The 20,224-nt window shown below is 70.9% G+C and carries 20 protein-coding genes and 1 pseudogene; 4 read left to right on the top strand and 17 right to left on the bottom strand.

Going from position 1 to position 20,224, the window contains the following annotated elements; translation table 11 throughout:
* Window positions 1-45: 45 nt before the first annotated feature.
* From ACFZDJ_RS22495 to ACFZDJ_RS22515, 5 genes are all read right to left on the bottom strand, one after another.
* Window positions 46-759, bottom strand: coding sequence for a 1-acyl-sn-glycerol-3-phosphate acyltransferase (locus ACFZDJ_RS22495; RefSeq protein ID WP_390933999.1), 714 nt, complete (start codon window positions 757-759; stop codon window positions 46-48).
* Window positions 717-1,412 carry a (d)CMP kinase gene (gene cmk, locus ACFZDJ_RS22500; RefSeq protein ID WP_168507759.1) on the bottom strand — a complete coding sequence of 232 codons (696 nt, stop codon included), beginning with the start codon at window positions 1,410-1,412 and terminating at the stop codon, window positions 717-719. The genes ACFZDJ_RS22495 and cmk overlap by 43 nt, the downstream gene beginning before the upstream one ends.
* A 194-nt stretch (window positions 1,413-1,606) precedes the next feature.
* Window positions 1,607-2,692 (bottom strand): prephenate dehydrogenase, encoded by a 1,086-nt coding sequence (locus ACFZDJ_RS22505; protein ID WP_168507761.1) that lies wholly within the window; start codon window positions 2,690-2,692, stop codon window positions 1,607-1,609.
* Window positions 2,689-3,051 carry a chorismate mutase gene (gene aroH / locus ACFZDJ_RS22510; RefSeq protein WP_054234458.1) on the bottom strand — a complete coding sequence of 121 codons (363 nt, stop codon included), beginning with the start codon at window positions 3,049-3,051 and terminating at the stop codon, window positions 2,689-2,691. The genes ACFZDJ_RS22505 and aroH overlap by 4 nt, the downstream gene beginning before the upstream one ends.
* Before the next feature lie 165 nt (window positions 3,052-3,216).
* Entirely contained in the window at window positions 3,217-3,357 is a 141-nt protein-coding gene (locus ACFZDJ_RS22515; protein ID WP_390933997.1) for a hypothetical protein, read from the bottom strand.
* Between the two features lie 79 nt (window positions 3,358-3,436).
* Here ACFZDJ_RS22515 and ACFZDJ_RS22520 point away from each other — a divergent pair, with 79 nt between their 5' ends.
* The 4 genes and pseudogenes from ACFZDJ_RS22520 to ACFZDJ_RS22535 all read left to right on the top strand — a co-directional run.
* Complete coding sequence (locus ACFZDJ_RS22520) at window positions 3,437-4,105, top strand: hypothetical protein (RefSeq protein WP_391060986.1); 669 nt, start codon at window positions 3,437-3,439, stop codon at window positions 4,103-4,105.
* A gap of 106 nt (window positions 4,106-4,211) precedes the next feature.
* Window positions 4,212-4,796, top strand: coding sequence for a DUF6529 family protein (locus ACFZDJ_RS22525; protein WP_390933996.1), 585 nt, complete (start codon window positions 4,212-4,214; stop codon window positions 4,794-4,796).
* The gene (locus ACFZDJ_RS22530; RefSeq protein ID WP_390933995.1) at window positions 4,793-5,224 is read left to right on the top strand and encodes a Rieske 2Fe-2S domain-containing protein; all 432 of its coding nucleotides are present in this window, start codon (window positions 4,793-4,795) and stop codon (window positions 5,222-5,224) included. Before ACFZDJ_RS22525 ends, ACFZDJ_RS22530 begins: the two co-directional genes overlap by 4 nt.
* A 19-nt stretch (window positions 5,225-5,243) precedes the next feature.
* Window positions 5,244-6,029: pseudogene (locus tag ACFZDJ_RS22535) on the top strand (DNA polymerase beta superfamily protein); the annotation flags it as partial.
* Here the strand turns inward: ACFZDJ_RS22535 and ACFZDJ_RS22540 are convergent.
* From ACFZDJ_RS22540 to ACFZDJ_RS22595, 12 genes are all read right to left on the bottom strand, one after another.
* Complete coding sequence (locus tag ACFZDJ_RS22540; protein WP_390933994.1) at window positions 5,925-6,710, bottom strand: DNA polymerase beta superfamily protein; 786 nt, start codon at window positions 6,708-6,710, stop codon at window positions 5,925-5,927. The pseudogene ACFZDJ_RS22535 and the gene ACFZDJ_RS22540 sit on opposite strands and share 105 nt — an antisense overlap.
* Before the next feature lie 46 nt (window positions 6,711-6,756).
* Window positions 6,757-7,782 (bottom strand): ADP-ribosylglycohydrolase family protein, encoded by a 1,026-nt coding sequence (locus ACFZDJ_RS22545; RefSeq protein WP_390933993.1) that lies wholly within the window; start codon window positions 7,780-7,782, stop codon window positions 6,757-6,759.
* Window positions 7,779-8,522 carry an NUDIX domain-containing protein gene (locus ACFZDJ_RS22550; protein WP_390933992.1) on the bottom strand — a complete coding sequence of 248 codons (744 nt, stop codon included), beginning with the start codon at window positions 8,520-8,522 and terminating at the stop codon, window positions 7,779-7,781. Before ACFZDJ_RS22550 ends, ACFZDJ_RS22545 begins: the two co-directional genes overlap by 4 nt.
* Before the next feature lie 235 nt (window positions 8,523-8,757).
* Window positions 8,758-9,957 carry a pseudouridine synthase gene (locus tag ACFZDJ_RS22555; RefSeq protein ID WP_391060948.1) on the bottom strand — a complete coding sequence of 400 codons (1,200 nt, stop codon included), beginning with the start codon at window positions 9,955-9,957 and terminating at the stop codon, window positions 8,758-8,760.
* Window positions 9,957-10,529, bottom strand: a complete 573-nt coding sequence (gene scpB, locus ACFZDJ_RS22560; protein WP_384906492.1) for an SMC-Scp complex subunit ScpB — start codon at window positions 10,527-10,529, stop codon at window positions 9,957-9,959. Before scpB ends, ACFZDJ_RS22555 begins: the two co-directional genes overlap by 1 nt.
* A gap of 80 nt (window positions 10,530-10,609) precedes the next feature.
* The gene (locus ACFZDJ_RS22565) at window positions 10,610-11,818 is read right to left on the bottom strand and encodes a segregation/condensation protein A (protein ID WP_391060950.1); all 1,209 of its coding nucleotides are present in this window, start codon (window positions 11,816-11,818) and stop codon (window positions 10,610-10,612) included.
* A gap of 18 nt (window positions 11,819-11,836) precedes the next feature.
* Window positions 11,837-12,406: a hypothetical protein gene (locus tag ACFZDJ_RS22570; RefSeq protein WP_075027826.1), complete on the bottom strand. Its 570-nt coding sequence runs from the start codon at window positions 12,404-12,406 to the stop codon at window positions 11,837-11,839.
* A complete protein-coding gene (locus ACFZDJ_RS22575; protein ID WP_075027827.1) occupies window positions 12,391-13,518 on the bottom strand; it encodes a ParA family protein in 1,128 nt (375 codons plus the stop codon). The genes ACFZDJ_RS22570 and ACFZDJ_RS22575 overlap by 16 nt, the downstream gene beginning before the upstream one ends.
* 423 nt (window positions 13,519-13,941) lie before the next feature.
* Window positions 13,942-15,066: an alanine dehydrogenase gene (gene ald, locus ACFZDJ_RS22580; protein ID WP_391060952.1), complete on the bottom strand. Its 1,125-nt coding sequence runs from the start codon at window positions 15,064-15,066 to the stop codon at window positions 13,942-13,944.
* A gap of 165 nt (window positions 15,067-15,231) precedes the next feature.
* On the bottom strand, window positions 15,232-17,331 hold the full coding sequence (locus ACFZDJ_RS22585; RefSeq protein WP_390933987.1) for a tetratricopeptide repeat protein: 2,100 nt from the start codon (window positions 17,329-17,331) through the stop codon (window positions 15,232-15,234).
* A 224-nt stretch (window positions 17,332-17,555) separates the two neighbouring features.
* A complete protein-coding gene (locus tag ACFZDJ_RS22590; RefSeq protein ID WP_168507780.1) occupies window positions 17,556-18,182 on the bottom strand; it encodes an NUDIX hydrolase in 627 nt (208 codons plus the stop codon).
* 86 nt (window positions 18,183-18,268) lie between these two features.
* Window positions 18,269-19,918 (bottom strand): CTP synthase, encoded by a 1,650-nt coding sequence (locus ACFZDJ_RS22595; protein WP_391060954.1) that lies wholly within the window; start codon window positions 19,916-19,918, stop codon window positions 18,269-18,271.
* Window positions 19,919-20,224: the final 306 nt, after the last annotated feature.

A 20,224-nucleotide genomic window follows, 5' to 3' on the forward strand; every position in this document is an offset into this window, starting at 1 on the left:
CGGTGGACCGCCCGCATATCGGGTGATCCACTACTCAAGTGTCGCCTAGTGCCCGGTGGGGCGCCCGGCGTTTTCCGGGCGTCCGGTCAGACGCCTGGCGTGGTCCAGGTGGGCGCTCAGCTGCTTCTGGATGCGGGCGGTCGCCTCGTCCAGCGCCTTGCGGGTACGCCGTCCGCTGCCGTCGCCCGCCTCGAAGGGGTCTCCGAAGACGACATCGACCCGGCTGCGCAGCGGGGGCAGCGCCTTTGTCAACCGGCTGCTCTTCTCGGAACTTCCCAGGACCGCCACCGGGACGATCGGCGCGCCGGAGCGGACCGCGAAGTACGCGAGTCCGGCACGCAGCGAGGCGAAGTCGCCCTCACCGCGGGTGCCCTCCGGGAAGATCCCGAGCACGCCACCGGACGACAGGACGCCGAGAGCGTCGGTGATGGCGGTGCGGTCGGTGGTCGCACGGTCCACCTTCACCTGGCCGATGGCGAGGAGGAAGGGGTCGAGCGGGCCGATGAATGCTTCCTTCTTGATCAGGAAGTGGGTGGGGCGGGGCGCCACGCCCATGACCATCGGGCCGTCGATGGCGTGCGAGTGGTTCACGGCCAGGATCGCCGGGCCGGTCGCGGGGACCTTCCAGGCGCCGAGCACGCGCGGCTTCCACAGCCCGTACATCAGGCCGACGCCGATACGGCGCCCTACCTCGGCGCCTGTCTCGGAGGGTGCGGTCACTTGGCGGCTCGCTTCTCCTCGACGAGGGTGACGACGCACTCGATGACCTGCTGGAGCGTGAGGTCGGAGGTGTCCACCTCGACCGCGTCGTCCGCCTTGGCGAGGGGGGAGGTCTTACGGCTGGAGTCGGCGGCGTCCCGCTTGAGCAGGGCCTCGCGGGTGCTGTTGACGTCCGCGCCCTTCAGCTCACCGCTGCGGCGGGAGGCACGCGCCTCCGGGGAAGCGGTGAGGAAGATCTTCAGATCGGCGTCCGGCAGCACGGTGGTGCCGATGTCGCGTCCCTCGACGACTATGCCCGGCTCGGCGGCGGCCGCGATCGAACGCTGCAGCTCGGTGATCCGGGTGCGCACCTCGGGCACCGCGCTGACCGCGCTGACCTTGGAGGTGACCTCCTGGGTGCGGATCGGGCCCGCGACGTCGGTCCCGTCGACCGTGATGGCCGGCGCGGACGGGTCGGTCCCGGAGATGATCTCCGGCTTTCCGGCCACGGCGGCGATCGCGGTCGGGTCCGTGATGTCGATGCCGTTGGTCACCATCCACCAGGTGATCGCCCGGTACTGCGCGCCCGTGTCCAGGTAGCTGAGGCCCAGCTGCGCGGCCACGGCCTTGGAGGTGCTCGACTTGCCCGTGCCGGAGGGGCCGTCGATGGCGACAATCACTGCCGGGGCGGGCCGGGCGGCGCCGTTTTCCACGGTGGGAACACCTTCCTGGTGCGGGGTGGAGGTCTGTGCGGGGCACGATCGCGCCCCGCACAAGGTTACTGGCTTCCCGGACCCCGCATTACTGGCCCTTCCCGGGGCCGGTCACCCACCGCACCACGACCCACCACACAGGCCACACACCCCGGACGACGGCCCTACTGCCGCAGCGGGGCCGGACGAAGGCCCTACTGCCGCAGCGCCCAGCCCCGCTCCCGTAGTGCCGTGCTCAGTACCGGTGCCGCCTTCGGCTCCACCATCAGCTGGACGAGGCCGGCCTGCTGTCCGGTCGCGTGCTCGATGCGTACGTCCTCGATGTTGACTCCGGCGGCCCCCGCGTCGGCGAAGATGCGGGCCAGCTGGCCGGGCTGGTCGTCGATGAGGACGGCCACCGTCTCGTACGTCAGCGGCGCGGCACCGTGCTTGCCGGGGACGCGGACCTGGCCCGCGTTGCCGCGGCGCAGGACGTCCTCGATGCCGCTCACGCCCTCGCGCCGCTTGGCGTCGTCGGAGGACTGGAGGGCGCGCAGGGCCTGGACGGTCTCGTCGAGGTCGGCGGAGACGTCCGCGAGGAGGTCGGCGACCGGGCCCGGGTTCGCGGAGAGGATGTCGATCCACATCCGGGGGTCGGAGGCCGCGATCCGGGTCACGTCACGGATGCCCTGCCCGCACAGCCGTACCGCCGCCTCCTCCGCGTTCTCCAGGCGCGCGGCGACCATGCTGGACACCAGGTGCGGCATGTGGGAGACGAGCGCGACCGCGCGGTCGTGGGCGTCGGCGTCCATGACGACCGGGACGGCACGGCAGTGCGACACCAGCTCGAGGGCGAGGTTCAGGACCTCGGTGTCCGTGTCCCGAGTGGGGGTGAGAACCCAGGGACGGCCTTCGAAGAGGTCGCCCGTCGCGGCCAGCGGGCCCGACTTCTCACGGCCCGACATGGGGTGCGAGCCGATGTACGCGGAGAGGTCGAGGCCGAGCGCCTCCAGCTCGCGGCGCGGGCCGCCCTTGACGCTCGCCACGTCGAGGTAGCCGCGCGCGACCCCACGCCGCATGGCGTCCGCGAGCGTCGCCGCCACGTGCGCCGGCGGGGCCGCCACGATCGCGAGGTCCACGGGCCCGCCGGGCGCCTCGTCGGTGCCGGCACCGAGCGCGGCCGCCGTACGGGCCTGCTGCGGGTCGTGGTCGGTGAGGTGGACGACGACGCCCCGCTGGGAGAGCGCGAGGGCCGCCGACGTACCGATCAGCCCGGTTCCGATGACGAGCGCGGTTCTCACTGGGCGATGTCCTTGCGCAGCGCGCCCGCGGCGCCCAGGTAGACGTGCGCGATGTCGGCGCGGGGCTTGTCGGACTCGATGTGCGCGAGGACCCGTACGACCCGGGGCATCGCACCCTCGATGTCCAGCTCCTGCGCGCAGATCAGCGGCACGTCGACGATGCCGAGCTTGCGGGCGGCGGCGGCCGGGAAGTCGCTGTGCAGATCGGGCGTCGCGGTGAACCAGATGCTGATGAGGTCGTCGGTGGTGAGACCGTTCCGCTCCAGGACGGCGGTGAGCAGCTCGCTGACCTGCTCGTCCATGTGGCCGGCCTCGTCCCGTTCCAGTTGGACGGCGCCCCGGACCGCTCGTACCGCCACGGTGTCACTCCTCGCTGAGCCGAGCTACGTACTGTTCGTATCTCGTCGTATGTCGTCGTGTCTCGTCTTGTCACACCAGCGTAGTCAGGCCGCAACGCGCGAGTGCGCGGCGCCCGCCTGACGAGACGGCCGCCGCGCACGAAAAGGAGCACGTCCCGGAGCGACTCAGAGCGACCGCTGCTTGATGAGGTCCTCCAGTGAGGCGCCCGGCTGCGGCAGCTCTCCGCTCCGGGCGATCCGCTCACCGCCGACGGGCTTGTTCTCGCCCGTGCCGATCCACGACTGGGCCTTGTAGTGAGAACACACCCGTGCGCCTCTGGACGCCGGGGCACGGGTCCGCTCTCATGGCAGAAGACCCGCCTCGGGGGAGGCCCGCATGGCCCGTATGAAACGCCCAGGACCGCTGCTCACCCTTCTGGCGGGGCTCCTGCTCGCCGTGTTCATGCTGACGCTCAACGCGACGACGGGGACGAAGAACGCGTCCTCGTCGTACCAAGAGGCCTCACCCAGCGCCACGCCGCAGGTGAGCCCGCCGGCCACGAGCACGTCGCCGCCGTCGAGCCCCCCGCCCCCTTCGAAGAGCGCGCGGCCGAACGCCGACTACGCGGGCCGCACCGACGACAACTCCTCCGCGGTCGCCGTCTCCCTGCGGGGCGGCAAGGCGATCGCGTACTTCTGCGACGGCCGGAGCAAGGAGTCGTGGCTGAAGGGCGACGTCAAGGACGACGGCACCATGAAGCTCACCGGCAAGCACGGCGCCGAACTGAACGGCACGCTCAAGGACGGCAGAAGCATCCGCGGCACCGTCGACCTCGGCGGGCAGCGCTACGCGTTCACCGCCGACATGGCGGTCAAGCCGTCCGGGCTCTACCGCGCGACCGCCACGGTGCGCGGCGCCAAGCTCGACGGCGGCTGGATCGTGCTGCCCGGCGGCAAGCAGGTCGGCATCCTCGACCGTGACGGCAAGCCCGCGGCGGCGCCGGCGATCGACCCGGAGACCGGCACCGTGACGGTCGACGGACAGACACTCACCGCCTCGCCCGTCGCTCCATGACCCGCCACTCCAAGACGCGTCACTCCAAGACGCGTCACTCCAGGACCCGCCACTCCAAGACCCGTTCGTGAACCCTTTCCTGGCCCTTTCCTGATCGGGAACCGATATGACCGTGGATCCGAACGCCGCCACCCAGGGCTTCCCCTCTCCCCCGCCCGCCCACCGCCGCCCGGGCGCGGCCCGCTATCTCGTCCCCGCCCTGGTCGCCGCGGCCGTCGCGGTCGGCCTCGGCGCCTACGGCAAGTCGCACCACCCGACGGGGACCGCCTTCAACCTCGCGGGGTTCAGCAGCACGGGCGCGGTGAAGTCGTGGCTGGCGACGACGGCGTTCGCCTTCGCGCTGGTCCAGCTGGTCTCGGCGTTCATGGTCTACGGGAAGCTGCCCGGGCCGAGCTGGGCGCCGACGCTGCACCGCTGGTCGGGGCGGGTCGCGTTCCTGGTGGCGGTGCCGGTCGCGGTCCACTGCCTGTACGCGTTGGGCTATCAGACGTACGAACCGCGGGTGATGTGGCACTCGCTCCTGGGTTGCTTCTTCTTCGGTACATTTAGTGCCAAAATGCTCCTGCTCCGCTCGGAGCGACTGCCCGGCTGGCTGCTGCCCCTGGTCGGAGGACTCGTCTTCGTCGTCCTCACGGCCATCTGGCTGACGTCGGCTCTCTGGTTCTTCCGTACGTTCGGAGTGACGACATGACGAACCCCCCGGCGCGGCGCACGGTGCTCGGAACGGGCGCGGCCTTCCTGCTCGCGGGATGCAGCAAGTACGGCGACAGCGAAAGCTCGTCGGCATCCCCCCCGACCGCGACCACCTCCCCCATCGCCAAGCCCTCAGCAGGCAAGGAACTCGCCGAGAAGAGTGACATCCCGGTCGGCGGCGGCAAGGTCTTCAAAGAAGAGAAGGTCGTGGTCACCCAGCCGAAGAAGGACGAGTTCAAGGCCTTCTCGGCGATCTGCACCCATCAGGGCTGCACGGTGAACAAGGTCGCCGACGGCACCATCGACTGCCCCTGCCACGGCAGCAAGTACCGCATCACGGACGCCTCGGTGGTCGCGGGCCCGGCCCCGCGTCCCCTGCCCGCGAAGAAGATCACGGTGAAGGGAAAATCAATCTTCCTGGTGTGAGCGGGCACGTACGCTCCAGGACATGCATTCCGAGACCCCGGTGTCCCTGGTGCGCGACCACACGATCTACTCCTGCGTGATGGGTTCGCGCGCCTTCGGGCTGGCCACGGACGGCAGCGACACGGACCGCCGGGGTGTGTTCCTCGCGCCGACCCCGCTCTTCTGGCGCTTCGAGAAGCCCCCGACGCACGTCGAAGGGCCGGCCGAGGAACAGTTCAGCTGGGAACTCGAACGCTTCTGCACCCTCGCGCTGCGCGCCAACCCGAACATCCTGGAGTGCCTGCACTCCCCGCTCGTCGAGTACGTCGACGACACGGGCCGCGAGCTCCTCGCCCTGCGCGAGGCGTTCCTCTCCCGCCGGGCGCACGACACGTTCGCCCGCTACGCCCTGGGCCAGCGCAAGAAGCTGGACGCCGACGTCCGGCAGCACGGCGCCCCGCGCTGGAAACATGCCATGCACCTCCTGCGCCTCCTCATGAGCTCCCGTGACCTGCTGCGCACCGGCGCACTGACGATAGACGTCGGCCCCCGGCGCGAGGCGCTGCTCGCGGTGAAGCGCGGCGAGGTCCCATGGCCCGAGGTCGAGGCCTGGATGACCCGGCTGGCGACCGAGGCGGACGACGCGGCCGCCCACAGCCCGCTGCCCGCCGAACCGGACCACGCCCGCGTCGAGGACTTCCTCCTGCGCACCCGCCGCGCCTCAGCCCTCCGCGCGGACTGCGGAGCTCCCCGGACCCTCCAGCCGGACCCGGACGACGAAAGCGTGCAGGGCGTCGTACGCGGACGGAGCGTCCGGCAGCGCTGAGGCCTCCTGCGCCACGTCCAGCACGCCGTGCAGCCGCTCCACGTCGGCCGCCACGCGCGCGTGGTCGACGTTCGCGTCCCCGTGCTCCCGCTCCGTCTTCGCCGCGATCAGGTCGGGCAGATACACGGGAGCCTCCCCGACCCCCGCGACCAGGGTGCGCAGATCGGCCTGCACCTCACCGCTGCGCATCAGATGGATACCGGTGAGCAGCACCCGGAACGTGTAGAGCAGCGGCTTGAGTTCGCCGGTCTTCTCGAACAGCCGCCACTGGGTCGCCGCGAAGCCCCGGTAGTGGTGGGCGTGGTGGGAGGTGAGGACTCCGGGGGCGAGCGAGACCAGCTCGCGGTGCGCCTCCCCGGTGTGCACGACCAGTGGCGAGAGCAGCTGCTCCAGCACATAGCCGTTGCGCCGCAGCATCAGCCGTACGAACTTGCGCAGGTCGTGGGTGACGAGGTCCATCTCGACGCCGCCGCGGTCCCACATCCGCGACCGGGTCTCGTCCGGCTCGCGCAGGCCGACCAGTTCGGCCGCCGACAGCAGGTGCACGCCCCTGAGGTCGACGTCCGAGTCGCGCGAGGGGAAGCCGTACAGGTGCGCCCCGGAGACGGTGGCGAACAGCACCGGGTCGGGCTGCTCGGCCACCACGGCCGCGAGGTCGATGTCCAGGACGTCGTCGATCATCGCGCAAGCATCTCAGAGCCGTATCTCATGCACCCAGAGCCGCATCTCATGCGTCCCAGAGCGCCCCCAGCGACATGAGGTCGCTCTGGTACTCGATGCGGTCGGCCCACTCCGTCGGCCAGGCGTCGGAGCCGTGGTGGGCGCCGGCGAACGCGCCCGTCAGGCAGGCGATGGAGTCGGAGTCGCCCGAGGTGCAGGCCGCGCGGCGCAGCGCGGTGACGGGCTCGTCGACGAACTGCAGGAAGCAGAGCAGTCCGGTGGCGAGCGCTTCCTCGGCTATCCAGCCCGCGCCGGTTGCCAGGCACGGGTCGCTCTCGGGCGAGGCTGTGCGCACGGCCTCCTGAAGGCGGTCGAGGACCTCCAGGCACTCGTCCCAGCCGCGTCCGATGAAGTGCTCCGGTGTGGGGTCCTGGCTGCGGGTCCACAGGTCGCCGAGCCAGCGGGAGAGGTAGCGGCCGCGGTTCTCCTGGGCGTACGAGCGCAGGAGGCCGATCAGTTCGGTCGGCTCGGCGCCTCCGGCGAGGAGCCACACGGCGTGGGCGGTGAGGTCCGAGGCGGCGAGCGCGGTGGGATGGCCGTGGGTGAGCGCGGCCTGCAACTGCGCGGCGCCCGAGCGCTGTTCGTCGCTGAGCCCCCGTACGAGCCCGACCGGCGCCACCCGCATGTTGGCCCCGCATCCCTTGGAGTCGATCTGGCTGGCCTCCTGCCAGGGCCGGCCCTCGGTCTTCAGGAGGTTGCAGGCCACGAGGCAGGTGCGGCCGGGCGCGCGGTTGTTGTCGGGCGACTGGTACCAGTCCACGAACTCCTCGCGCACCGGCCGTTCCATCCGCAGCGGTGTGAGCAGGCCGCGGTCCATCGCCGTACGCAGTCCCCGCCCCAGCGCCAGCGTCATCTGCGTGTCGTCCGTGACGATCGCGGGCCGCGGCAGCTTCATCTGCCGCCAGGGGCCGAACTTGGCCAGGATCGAGGGGACGTCGTTGAACTCGGTCGGGAAGCCCAGCGCGTCGCCGAGGGCGAGGCCGAGCAGGGATCCGGTGGCGGCGTGCTTCGCGAGCGTCGGGGTGGTGGTCATGAGGGCCGTCCTTCCGAAGGGGGACGCAGCAGGGGTGGCTGCAGGGCGGTGGCGCCGCCCGCGCGGTAGAGCGCGGCGGGTTTGCCGCGGCCTCCGGTGAGGCGTGCGGCCCCAGGGACGGGTTCGACGAACCCGGGCGTGGCGAGGACCTTGCGCCGGAAGTTGGGCCGGTCGAGGACGGCGCCCCACACCGTCTCGTAGACCCGCTGCAGCTCACCGAGGGTGAACTCGGGCGGGCAGAAGGACGTGGCCAGACAGGTGTACTCGAACTTGGCGCCGACGCGTTCGTGGGCGTCGGCGAGGATGCGGTCGTGGTCGAAGGCGAGCGGGCCGAGCGAGCCGTACGGCACCCACCGGGCCTGCGCCGCGTCCCCGCCGCCATACGGCTCGGGAGGGTCGGGGAGCAGCGCGGCGAACGCGACGGAGACGACCCGCATCCTCGGGTCGCGGTCGGGTTCGCTGTAGGTCCGCAACTGTTCCAGATGGAGGCAGGAGAGGTCCGGGATGCCGGTCTCCTCGGCGAGTTCACGCCGGGCGGCCGTCTCCGCGGACTCCTTCGGCAGCACGAAGCCGCCGGGCAGTGCCCAGCGGCCGGCGTACGGTTCCTGCCCCCGTTCGACGAGCAGCACCTCGAGTTCGCCCGCGCGGACGGTCAGGACGGCGAGGTCGACGGTGACGGCGAAGGGTTCGAAGGCGTACTTGTCGTAGCCCTCGGGGGCGAGACCTCCCCTTGCGCGCAAGTCACCCGCCCCCGGTTCCGCACGAGTCGTAGCCGGTAATGACCGGCACGAGTAATAGTCAGTACGACTATAAAAAGCCGAACCGCGCCCCCACAAGACCTCGGGCGCGGTTCCCGGCGCATCCGTGACAGAAGCCCTCAGCGGCCCCTGGGGCGTGTCGGAGCCCGCCGCGCTCCCCGAGGGCGGTGAAGGCGGGCGGAGGGCGCACAGCGCCCTCCAGAGCCGTCAGGCGGGCCTAGAGATCGACCTCCTGCATGAGCATCCCGACCTCGGTGTTCGACAGGCGGCGCAGCCAGCCCGACTTCTGGTCGCCCAGGGTGATCGGACCGAAGGCCACACGCACGAGCTTGTCGACCGGGAAGCCGGCCTCCGCGAGCATGCGGCGCACGATGTGCTTGCGGCCCTCGTGCAGGGTCACCTCGACGAGGTAGTTCTTGCCGGTCTGCTCGACGACCCGGAAGTGGTCCGCCTTGGCGTACCCGTCCTCCAGCTGGATGCCGTCCTTGAGCCGCTTGCCCAGGTCGCGCGGGATCGGACCCACGATGTGCGCGAGGTAGACCTTCTTCACGCCGTACTTGGGGTGGGTCAGCCGGTGCGCCAGCTCGCCGTGGTTGGTGAGCAGGATGACGCCCTCGGTCTCGGTGTCGAGCCGCCCGACGTGGAAGAGCCGCGTCTCGCGGTTCGTCACGTAGTCACCGAGGCACTGCCGGCCCTCCGTGTCCTCCATGGTCGAGACCACACCGGCGGGCTTGTTCAGCGAGAAGAACTGGTACGACTGCGTGGCCACGGTCAGCCCGTCGACCTTGATCTCGTCGTGCTCCGGGTCGACGCGCAGACCCTGCTCCAGGACGATCTCGCCGTTGACCTCGACCCTGGCCCGCTCGATCAGCTCCTCGCAGGAGCGCCGGGAGCCGTAGCCCGCACGCGCGAGCACCTTCTGCAGGCGCTCGCCCTCCTGCTCGGCGCCCGGGAAGGTCTTGGGAAGCTTGACGTCGGGCTTGCCCGCGTACCGGTCCCGGTTGCGCTCCTCGGCCCGCGTCTCGTACTCGCGGGAACGCGAGGGCTCCGTACGGCCGCCGCGCTGCTGGCCTTGCTTGGGGCCGCCCTTGGCGCCGCCGCGGGCCGCGTTGCCGCGCCCGGACTTCGGGCCTTCGTGGGACGCGGCGGGGCCTACGTCGTAGCGGCGCTCCTCGGGGCGGGGCTTGCCGGCGCGCTTCGGCTTGTCGTCGCGCCCTCCCGCGCTCCTCGGCTGGGAGCCGCTCCCACCGGTCCCACGTGCACCGCCGCTCCCACCGGTCCCCCTCGGGCTGCCGCTCCCGCCGGTCCCCCGCGGGTTGCTGCTCCCGCCGGTCCCCCGCGGGTTGCTGCTCCCGCCGGTTGCCCGCGGGTTGCCGCGCCCGCTGTTCCTGCCACTGCCACTGCCACTGCTTCGCATCAAAGTTCCGTCGTCGTCGTGTCGTCTGCATCTGCATCCGGTGCATCCGGATCGAACGACGGGACCCCTTCCAGCGTCTCGGCCTCGATCGCGTCCGCCTCGGGGAGGAAGGGCGCGAGCTCCGGGAGCTCGTCCAGACCGCGCAGGCCCATTCGCTCCAGGAAGTAGTTCGTCGTCACGTACAGGATCGCACCTGTTTCGGGTTCCGTGCCCGCCTCCTCGACCAGACCGCGCTGCAACAGGGTGCGCATCACACCGTCACAGTTCACTCCGCGGACCGCCGAGACCCGGGATCGGCTCACCGGCTGGCGGTAGGCGACGACCGCCAGAGTCTCAAGGGCCGCCTGGGTCAGCCGGGCCTGCTGCCCGTCGAGGACGAAGCGTTCGACGGCCGCCGCGTACTCGGGCCGGGTGTAGAAGCGCCAGCCGCCCGCGATGAGCCGCAGCTCGAAACCGCGGCCCTGGACGGTGTACTCGTCGGCCAGCTCCCGCAGCGCGTCCTTGATCTGCCGTTTGGGCCGCTCCAGGATCTTCGCGAGGTGCTCCTCGGTCGCGGGCTCGTCCACGACCATGAGGACGGCCTCCAGGGCGGGCTTCAGGTCGAGGTCGGCGACGGTACGCAGGCCCGCCGCGATGTCGGTGCTCTCCCGGCTCACGCCTTCTCCTCCTTGGCGCCGTCCTTGATCTTGTCGTCCTTGGTGTCGCCGTCCTTGGCCCGGTCGTCCTTGGCCGCCTCCGCCGGGCGGTCGAACTCGTCCGTCACCCTCGGCTGGTCGTCGCCGTCCCCGCCCGTCCAGCGCACCATGAGCTCCCCGAGGGCCTCCTCCTGGTCGAGGACGACGGCCTTCTCCCGGTAGAGCTCCAGCAGGGCCAGGAACCGGGCCACGACGGTGAGGGTGTCCTCGGTGTCCTCGACGAGGGCGCGGAAACTGGCCTCCCCGAGCTCCCGCAGCAGCGCCACCACGATCCCGGCCTGCTCCTGCACGCTCACCAGCGGGGCGTGGATGTGGTCGACGTACACCTGCGGCTTGGGCTTGGGCTGCATCGCCTTCACGGCGAGCCTGGCGAATCCTTCCGCCCCGATGCTGATGACCACCTCGGGCAGCAGCTCGGCGTGGTGGGCTTCGAGCCCGACGGTACGGGGGTAGCGGCGGGCCTCTTCCTCCAGCCGGGCGTTGAAGATGTCCGCGATCTGCTTGTAGGCGCGGTACTGGAGCAGCCGCGCGAACAGCAGGTCCCGCGCCTCCAGCAGCGCCAGGTCCGCCTCGTCCTCGACCTCGGCGGCCGGGAGCAGCCGGGCGGCCTTCAGGTCGAGCAGCGTCGCCGCGACGACCAGGAACTCGGTCGTCTGGTCGAGGTCCCAGTCGGGCCCCATCGCCCTGATGTGCGCCATGAACTCGTCGGTGACCTTGGACAGCGCCACTTCGGTGACATCGAGCTTGTGCTTCGAGATCAACTGAAGCAGCAGGTCGAACGGCCCCTCGAAGTTCGCAAGCCGCACCTTGAAGACACCGTCAGCGACCTCGTCGGAAGCCTCGGACTCGGCAGCACCCTGCGAACGGGGCGGACGCTCCGGCCCTGCGGAGGCCTCGGCCTGTACCGGAGGCTCGGGCGCCGGCTCCGCCGGAGGCTCGGCGCTCTCCTGCGCGGGAGGCTCGGGCGCCGTCTCCGCGGCGGCCTCGACGGGCTCCTCGACCGACTCGGCCCGTCCTTCGACCGGCGGCCCCTCGGCCGACTCGACGCGCTCCTCGGGCCGCCCGTCCCGCCCCTCCGTCGGGACCGGCGTCGCGCCGGGGCCCCGGCCCAGGACACGGCGACGGCCGCCGGAGCCGGCGGGGACAGAGGTGTCGTTCGAGGTCATAGCCGTCGCAGGCTACCGCTACCGCCCGCGAAGCCGTCGTACGAGGATGCTCGCGTCCCCGCGGGATTCAAGATCGGCGAGTACGACGGCGACCGCCTCGCGGACGATCCGGCCGCGGTCGACCGCGAGCCCGTGCTCCCCGCGGAGCACCAGCCGGGCGTGCTCGAGGTCCATGAGCTCCTCGGCGGACACGTACACCGTGATCTTCTCGTCGTGCCGCTCCCGCCCGCTGGGCCGCCGGTTCGCGGCGCGGGAGCGCTTGCTGCCGCGGGCGGGCTGCCCGCCGGCGCCCTCCTGCGTCGCCTGGCGCCGCGCCGAGCGCTCCGGGGCCGTACCCCGGCTGCGGGACTCTCCCGCGTCCGCCTCGGCGTCCGCCGCGACGTGTTCGTCGCCCTCGCCGTCACCACCCTGCACGGGCACCGACTGCGGCGCGTCCTCCGCCACGGCGGCCGGGTCGCTCTCACCGGCCGGAGCCGGTACCCGGGCCTCGCCGTTGGTCCGGCGGGTGGGGGTGGATGACTGGAGCGCCATGCCCCCGGTGGTACGGAACAGTTCGTCGGCCCCCGGCAGACTCACTCGGCGTGACACCGGGCGAGCACCTCCCTGGCGAGCTGGCGATAGGCGGCGGCACCGACGGAGTTGGAGGCGTACGTGGTGATCGGCTCACCGGCGACGGTGGTCTCCGGGAAGCGGACGGTCCGGCCGATCACCGTGTGGTAGACGTGATCGTCGAACGCCTCGACCACGCGCGCGAGCACCTCACGGCTGTGCACCGTGCGGGAGTCGTACATCGTGGCGAGGATGCCGTCGAGCTCCAGCTCGGGGTTGAGCCGCTCCTGGACCTTCTCGATGGTCTCGGTGAGCAACGCGACACCGCGCAGGGCGAAGAACTCGCACTCGAGCGGCACGATCACCTTGTGGGCCGCCGTGAGGGCGTTGACGGTGAGCAGGCCGAGCGAGGGCTGACAGTCGATCACGATGTAGTCGTAGTCGGCCATCAGGGGCTTCAACGCGCGCTGAAGCGTGGACTCGCGCGCGACCTCGGACACCAACTGCACCTCGGCAGCGGACAGGTCGATGTTGCTGGGCAGCAGGTCCATGTTCGGGACCGCCGTCTTCAGGAGCACCTCGTCGGCCGCCATGCCCCGCTCCATGAGCAGGTTGTAGACGGTGAGGTCGAGCTCCATGGGGTTGACGCCGAGGCCCACGGAGAGCGCGCCCTGCGGGTCGAAGTCGACGAGCAGGACCCGGCGTCCGTACTCCGCGAGCGCGGCGCCCAGGTTGATGGTCGACGTCGTCTTGCCGACGCCGCCCTTCTGGTTGCACATCGCGATGATCGTCGCGGGGCCGTGGCTGGTCAGCGGACCCGGGATCGGGAAGTAGGGCAGCGGGCGTCCGGTCGGTCCGACGCGCTCACGGCGCTGACGGGCCGCGTCGGGCGCGAGCGTGGCCGCGTACTCCGGATCGGGCTCGTACTCGGCGTCGGGGTCGTAGAAGTGCCCCTCGGGCAGTTCGTCGTAGTCGGCGAAGTGGGTGTGGTTCCCGCCACTTCCGTTGCCGGCCATGGCGTTCACGTGATGGCCATCCATGCTCTGGTGTGCTGTCTGAGTCATCCGGGGACTCTTTTGCGCTGCGAAGGTTCGGACAGCGACGGAGCCGACAGCCTCGAGCCCCGTGGGGCCCTGGCCCCGCGCCGGCATTCCTGGTTGACCACCCCCGGGAGTAAATGTCGACTCATTCACAAGTCGTCTTACCTCCTTGGTGACCAGGAAACTTCTAGATAGGTCAGCGTGGCACCATGCCGACGATTGGCGACTCTATGGCGTGTCACCGGTCCGCAGCAACACAATCCGCCGGACCCGACCCGATGTGTCGGCAACCGAACACCCCTCTGTCAAGGGCGTAAGGCCGTCGCACAGCAGGTTTCACGGGTGTGCGAATCGGTTGAAGGGTTACGTTCGTGGCGAGTTGAACGAGTGTCGCAAAGTGACCCGACACACACCCGGCCGGACCTCGCTGGGCAAGGTCCGGCCGGGTACGGGGCGTTGACGACCTGTGTTGACGTATCGCCTTTTGCTGATTGATGGGTCAGCCGGCCACTCGTCCGGTCACCCTTCGGTGTCTCAGCCGAGCAGGGACTCCAGCTCGACGTGCTCCAGGCCGTGCGCGTCCGCGACCTCCCGGTACACGACCTTGCCGTCGTGCGTGTTGAGGCCCTTGGCCAGCGCGGGGTCGCGGCGCAGCGCCTCGACCCAGCCGCGGTTGGCCAGTTCCACGATGTACGGCAGCGTGGCGTTGGTCAGCGCGTACGTGGAGGTGTTGGGCACGGCGCCGGGCATGTTGGCGACGCAGTAGAAGACCGAGTTGTGGACCGGGAAGGTCGGCTCGGCGTGCGTGGTCGGGCGGGAGTCCTCGAAGCAACCGCCCTGGTCGATCGCGATGTCGACAAGAACACTTCCCGCCTTCATCCGGGAGACCAGCTCGTTGGTGACGAGCTTGGGGGCCTTGGCGCCGGGGATGAGGACCGCACCGATGACGAGGTCGGCCTCGAGGCAGGCCTTCTCGAGCTCGAAGGCGTTGGAGACGACGGTCTGGATCTTCGTGCCGAAGATCTTGTCCGCCTCCTTGAGCTTGTTGATGTCACGGTCGAGCAGGGTCACCTGGAAGCCCATGCCGATGGCGATCTGCGCGGCGTTCCAGCCGGAGACACCGCCGCCGATGACGACCGCCTTGGCGGGCAGCACACCGGGGACACCGCCGGGCAGCACACCGCGGCCGCCGTTGGCGGCCATCAGGTGGTAGGCGCCGACCTGGGGGGCGAGGCGGCCCGCGACCTCGGACATCGGGGCGAGCAGCGGCAGCGCGCGGCTCGGCAGCTCGACCGTCTCGTACGCGATCGCCGTGGTGCCGGACTCCAGGAGCGCGTCCGTGCACTCCTTGGACGCGGCCAGGTGCAGGTAGGTGAAGAGGGTCTGGTCCTTGCGGAGGCGGTGGTACTCCTCCGCGATGGGCTCCTTGACCTTCAGCAGCAGGTCGGCGGCGGCCCAGACCTCGTCGGCGGTCTCCAGGATCTGCGCACCGGCGGAAACGTACTCGTCGTCCGTGATCGAGGAGCCGACACCGGCGTTCCGCTCGACGACGACCTGGTGGCCGTTGCGCACCAGCTCGTGCACACCGGCGGGGGTGATGGCCACCCGGAACTCGTTGTTCTTGACCTCGCGGGGGATGCCGACCTTCACGTCGATCACGGTCCTTGACTCAGAGGGTTCTGGGGCTATGCACGGCCGGGGCGATGCAAGCCGGGGCAATGCATGTCATACCCGGATACACGGGGGCGCATCGGGAGACACCACGGAAGAACGCGGCGGAGCCAGTCTAATGAAGGGTTTCTCTCTGTCTAGCCTTTCAATGCATCAATCTTCGACGGATGTACTACGGATTTCGCAGGCGTTAGCACCTTGTTCCGTGTCTTCTGTGTCTTCCTTGGCCGTCGCGCTCTCCGGAAGCTCATCACCCAGCATGCGCTCGGCGGCCTTGCGGTGCAGTCGCGCCGCGGCGGGGTCGCCGAGCCGGTCCAGGGTGTCGGCCAGCCGGAGCTGCAGTGCGGCCTGCAGCCGGTGGTCCTCGGCGCGGCGCGCCCACTCGACCGCCTCGTGGCAGGTGCGCAGCGACTCCTCGGGCCGCCCGGCGTACTCCTGGACGCGCGCCAGCTCGCTCAACGCCCGCGCCTGGGCGGGCACATCGCCGTTCCTGCGGTGTCCGGTGACGGCGGCGCGCCAGTTGCGCAGCGCCTCGCCGTAGCGGCCCGCGTAGGTGTGCGCGGTGGCGATACGGCCGTACAGCCGGGCGGCGTCCACCCGCTCGTCCCGCGCCAGCCGCTGGGCGAGTGCCCTGCCGTACCAGTCGGCGGCCCGGTCGTGGTCCCCGAGCTCCTGGTGGGCGCCGCCTACGGATTCCATCGCGCGGCCGGTCGCATACGGGTCGTTCGCCTCGCGTCCGGCGTCCAGGGCGGCCCGGTAGCGGGCCAGGGCGTCGGCCGTACGGCCGGTCTGCGCGTCCAGGTCGGCGAGGTTCAGCAGGGCGGCGGCCTTCTCGCGGGGCTGGCCCTGGCGCTCGGCGACGTCGAGGACGAGGCGGTGGATGCCGTACAGCTCGGGCGCCGCGGCCCGGGTGCCGAAGTGGGCGACCATCGCCCGCACCAGCGCGGCCATCAGTCTCCTGGCCAGGGTGTCCAGCTCGCCGTCCGCGACCGCGAGCCGGGCCGCGGCCAGCAGCGCGGGCTGCCGGATGCGCAGCCAGTCCTCGGCCGCCCTGGGAGTCGGGAAGCGCAGTTCGCGGGGCAGCGCGGCGAGCTTCTCGCGCGCGGGCGCGTTGTCGGTCTCGGTGATGGCGCGGCAGGACGCCAGCAGCCGTACGGTCCGCTCCAGCATCCGGGCGCGGGCCAGCTGCAGCTCGGCCGGGCGGTCCTGGCTCTCGGCCAGGGAGCGCAGCAGCGGCAGCAGGCAGCCGGGCACCTCGTACTGCGGCAGCCGCGACTCGACGGGCCGTACGAGGCCGAAGCCGACGAAGTCGTCCAGCGCGGACCGTGCGGTGTCCACCGAGCAGCCGGCCAGCGCGGACGCGGTGTGCGGGTCGATGAGGCCGCCCGGGGCGAGCGAGAGCAGACGCAGTATCCGCGCGGCGGTGGCGGACAGCGTGGTGTAGACGAGGTGGAAGATCCGGCCGAGCGGGGTGCTCTCGTCGCCCTCGGTGCGCAGTTGCTTGGCGAGGTCGGCGACGGCCGAGGTGGGGCGGGCGGCGAGCCAGCCTCCCGCGAGGCGCAGGGCGGCGGGCTGACCGGCGCACTCCTCGACCAGTCCCTCGGCGGCGAGCGGGTCGACGGTGATGCGCACCGAGCCGGTGAAGCGGTCGAGCAGTTCGAGCGCGGACTTGGTGTCCAGGCCGCCCAGGGTGCAGGGGCGGACGTCCGCGATGCCGGTCAGCGGTCCGCCGGAGACCGCGACGACCAGGCACTCGGGGGTGTCCGGAAGCAGCGCGTCGACCTGCTCGGCGTCGGCCGCGTCGTCGAGCAGCAGCAGAACGCGGCGGGTGGCGAGGGCCTCGCGCACCGCCTCGCTCAGGTCGTCGGCGGCTGCCCCCGCCGGCGCGGGCAGCTCCAGGGCCCTCAGGAGCTCCCGCGCGGTGCGCTCGGTGGGCACGGGGGTGCCGTCGGGTTCGGCGAGCCGGGCGCGCAGCACCCCGTCCGGGTAACTCCCCGCAACCTGCCGTACGAGCTCCTCGGCGAGCGCGGTGCGGCCCGAGCCGGGCCTGCCGGCGATGAGCAGCACGCGCGCGCGGGGTGCTTTGCGGCCCGCGAGGGTGTCCAGGCCCGCGCGCTCGATGTCGACCCTGAGTTCCTTCAACTCTCGTGTGCGGCCCAGGAACTGACCCTCCGTAGGAGCGGACCCGGCAGCCGGGCGCCGCCCCGCCGACGACACTCTCGTGCCGTCTGTGTCCACCGCCTGATCCGCCACGGGCCACACTCCCGTCCCACTGCGCGCGCAAGCCCGCCGGGACTCCGGTTCGGGCGTTTCCAGAGCCTAGTTCACGCTCTGCGACGATCCGGGCGGAGCACGGCGGAGACATCCCCCGATCGGATCAGCCGATCGTAGGACTGACGCTGTCGGATCGTGGGAGAGGAGAGTCCAGAGTGGGAGAGGAGCGCGTCCAGGGTGGGAGAGCGGCTGTCCAGGGTGCGTCAGGACTCGAAGGGGCGGGCCGGCCAGGGCGCCTCGGCCGGGCGCAGCGCGTCGAGTCCGTCGCCGCTGCGGGCGGCGATCAGGGAGAGCACGCCCACGACGAGACAGTTGTTGTGCAGGTCTCCTGCGAGCACCCCGCGCACGAGTTCGCCGACGGGGACCCGGGCCAGCTCCATGTCGGCCTCTTCGTCCTCGACCTCGAAGCGCTCCCCCTCGGCCTCGGAGAGTTCACGGGCGAGGAAGATCCGCACGGCCTCGGAGCAGCCGCCCGGGGTGGTGTAGACGTCGGTCAGCACACGCCAGTCCTCGGCCTTGACGTGCGCCTCCTCGTACAGCTCGCGCTGAGCGGCGTGCAGCGGGTTCTCACCGGGGACGTCGAGGAGGCCGGCCGGGATCTCCCACAGCTTGTGGCGCACGGGGTGCCGGTACTGGCGCAGCACCACCGCGCGGTCCTGGTCGTCGAGGGCGAGGACGGCCACGGAGCCGGGGTGGACCTGGTAGTCGCGGCGGGCGACCGAGCCGTCCGGCATGACCACGTCGTCGGTGCGGACGGACGTCTTGTTGCCGACGAAGGGAGTCGCGGTGGCCCTGACTTCCCACTCCTCGGGGGTGTCCTTGATCGTCATGTCGCCCTGTTCCTCCTACGCACCGAACGAAAACCGGGGCACACGTCCCGAAAGACGCGTACCCCGGCCACCGTACAGCCCTTGTGCTACTTGCCCGTCTTGCGCTCGACGGCGGCCTTGACCAGGCCTGCGAAGAGCGGGTGCGGGCGGGTCGGGCGGGAGCGCAGCTCGGGGTGCGCCTGGGTCGCGACCAGGTAGGGGTGCACCTCGCGCGGGTACTCCACGTACTCCACGAGCTTGCCGTCCGGGGAGGTGCCGGAGAACTGCAGACCGGCCTTCTTCTCCAGCTCGCCGCGGTAGGCGTTGTTCACCTCGTAGCGGTGGCGGTGACGCTCCTCGACGTACTCCTTGCCGTCGTACACCTCGCGCGCGATGGAGCCCTCGGCGAGCTTGGCCGGATACATGCCCAGGCGCATCGTTCCGCCCATGTCACCCTCGCCCGCCACGATGTCGAGCTGCTCGGCCATGGTGGAGATGACCGGGTGCGCGGTGGCGGAGTCGAACTCGGTGGAGTTGGCGTCCGGGATGCCGGCCAGGTTGCGCGCGGCCTCGATCACGATGCACTGCAGGCCGAGACAGAGGCCGAGCAGCGGGATCTTGTTCTCGCGGGCGTACTGGATCGCACCGACCTTGCCCGACACGCCACGGTCGCCGAAGCCACCGGGGATGCAGATCGCGTCGACGTCGCCGAGCTGCTTCGCGGCGCCCGCCGGGGTCTTGCAGTCGTCCGAGGTGACCCACTTGATCTTCACGCGGGCCTTGTTGGCGAAGCCGCCGGCGCGCAGCGCCTCGGTGACCGAGAGATAGGCGTCGGGCAGGTCGATGTACTTGCCGACGAGCGCGAGGTTGATCTCGTGGAGCGGGTTGTGGACGCGGTCGAGCAGGTCGTCCCAGGTCGTCCAGTCCACGTCACGGAAGGGCAGGTCCAGCTTGCGCACGACATAGGCGTCCAGGCCCTCGGTGTGCAGCACCTTCGGGATGTCGTAGATCGACTTGGCGTCGATGGCAGCGACCACGGCCGCCTCGTCGACGTCGCACATCAGCGAGATCTTGCGCTTGATGGCGGTGGGCACCTCGCGGTCGGCGCGCAGCACGATCGCGTCCGGCTGGATACCGATGTTCCTGAGAGCCGCGACCGAGTGCTGGGTCGGCTTGGTCTTCAGTTCGCCGGAGGGGCCGATGTACGGCAGCAGCGAGATGTGGACCACGAACACGTTGTCCCGGCCGACCTCGTGCCGGACCTGGCGGACGGTCTCCAGGAAGGGCAGCGACTCGATGTCGCCGACCGTGCCGCCGACCTCGGTGATGACGACGTCGACGTCGTCGGCCGCCATACGCCGGATGCGGTGCTTGATCTCGTTGGTGATGTGCGGGATGACCTGCACGGTGTCGCCCAGGTACTCGCCGCGCCGCTCCTTGGCGATGACCGTCGAGTACACCTGTCCTGTAGTGACATTGGCGGAGCCGTCCAAGTCAACGTCGAGGAAGCGCTCGTAGTGTCCGATGTCCAGGTCGGTCTCGGCGCCGTCGTTGGTGACGAACACCTCGCCGTGCTGGAACGGGTTCATGGTGCCCGGGTCGACGTTCAGGTAGGGGTCGAGCTTCTGCATGGTGACCCGCAGGCCCCGCGCCTTGAGCAGCGCACCCAGGCTGGAGGCGGTCAGGCCCTTACCGAGGGAGGAGGCGACACCCCCGGTGACGAAGATGTGCTTGGTCGTCGTGGATTTGGGCGGCATGGCCAAGAGGGGGCTCCCGTGGTCGCGGTCTGGTGTGCGTACCGGCGTGATGTCCGAAGATTTCCGGAGGTGCCGTCGCTGCGGTTCGGGGGTTTCTTGCCCACCGGTCCACGGGCTACCAGGGTATCAGCGACCCGGGGAGGCCGCTTCCGGCCACGCTCCGCACACACATCGGCACAGACCACACACAGCGCTCACTCGATCGGACCACCCGGGTTGCCTGGAGCGGCACGCGGATCACCCACGTGCGTCGTATCCTGCTCGGACACTCGCTGCCGAGTCCGGCCGGCACACGGCACCATCCCC

This window comes from Streptomyces sp. NPDC007896 (genome assembly GCF_042959425.1).
In the GTDB taxonomy this organism is placed as follows: domain Bacteria; phylum Actinomycetota; class Actinomycetes; order Streptomycetales; family Streptomycetaceae; genus Streptomyces.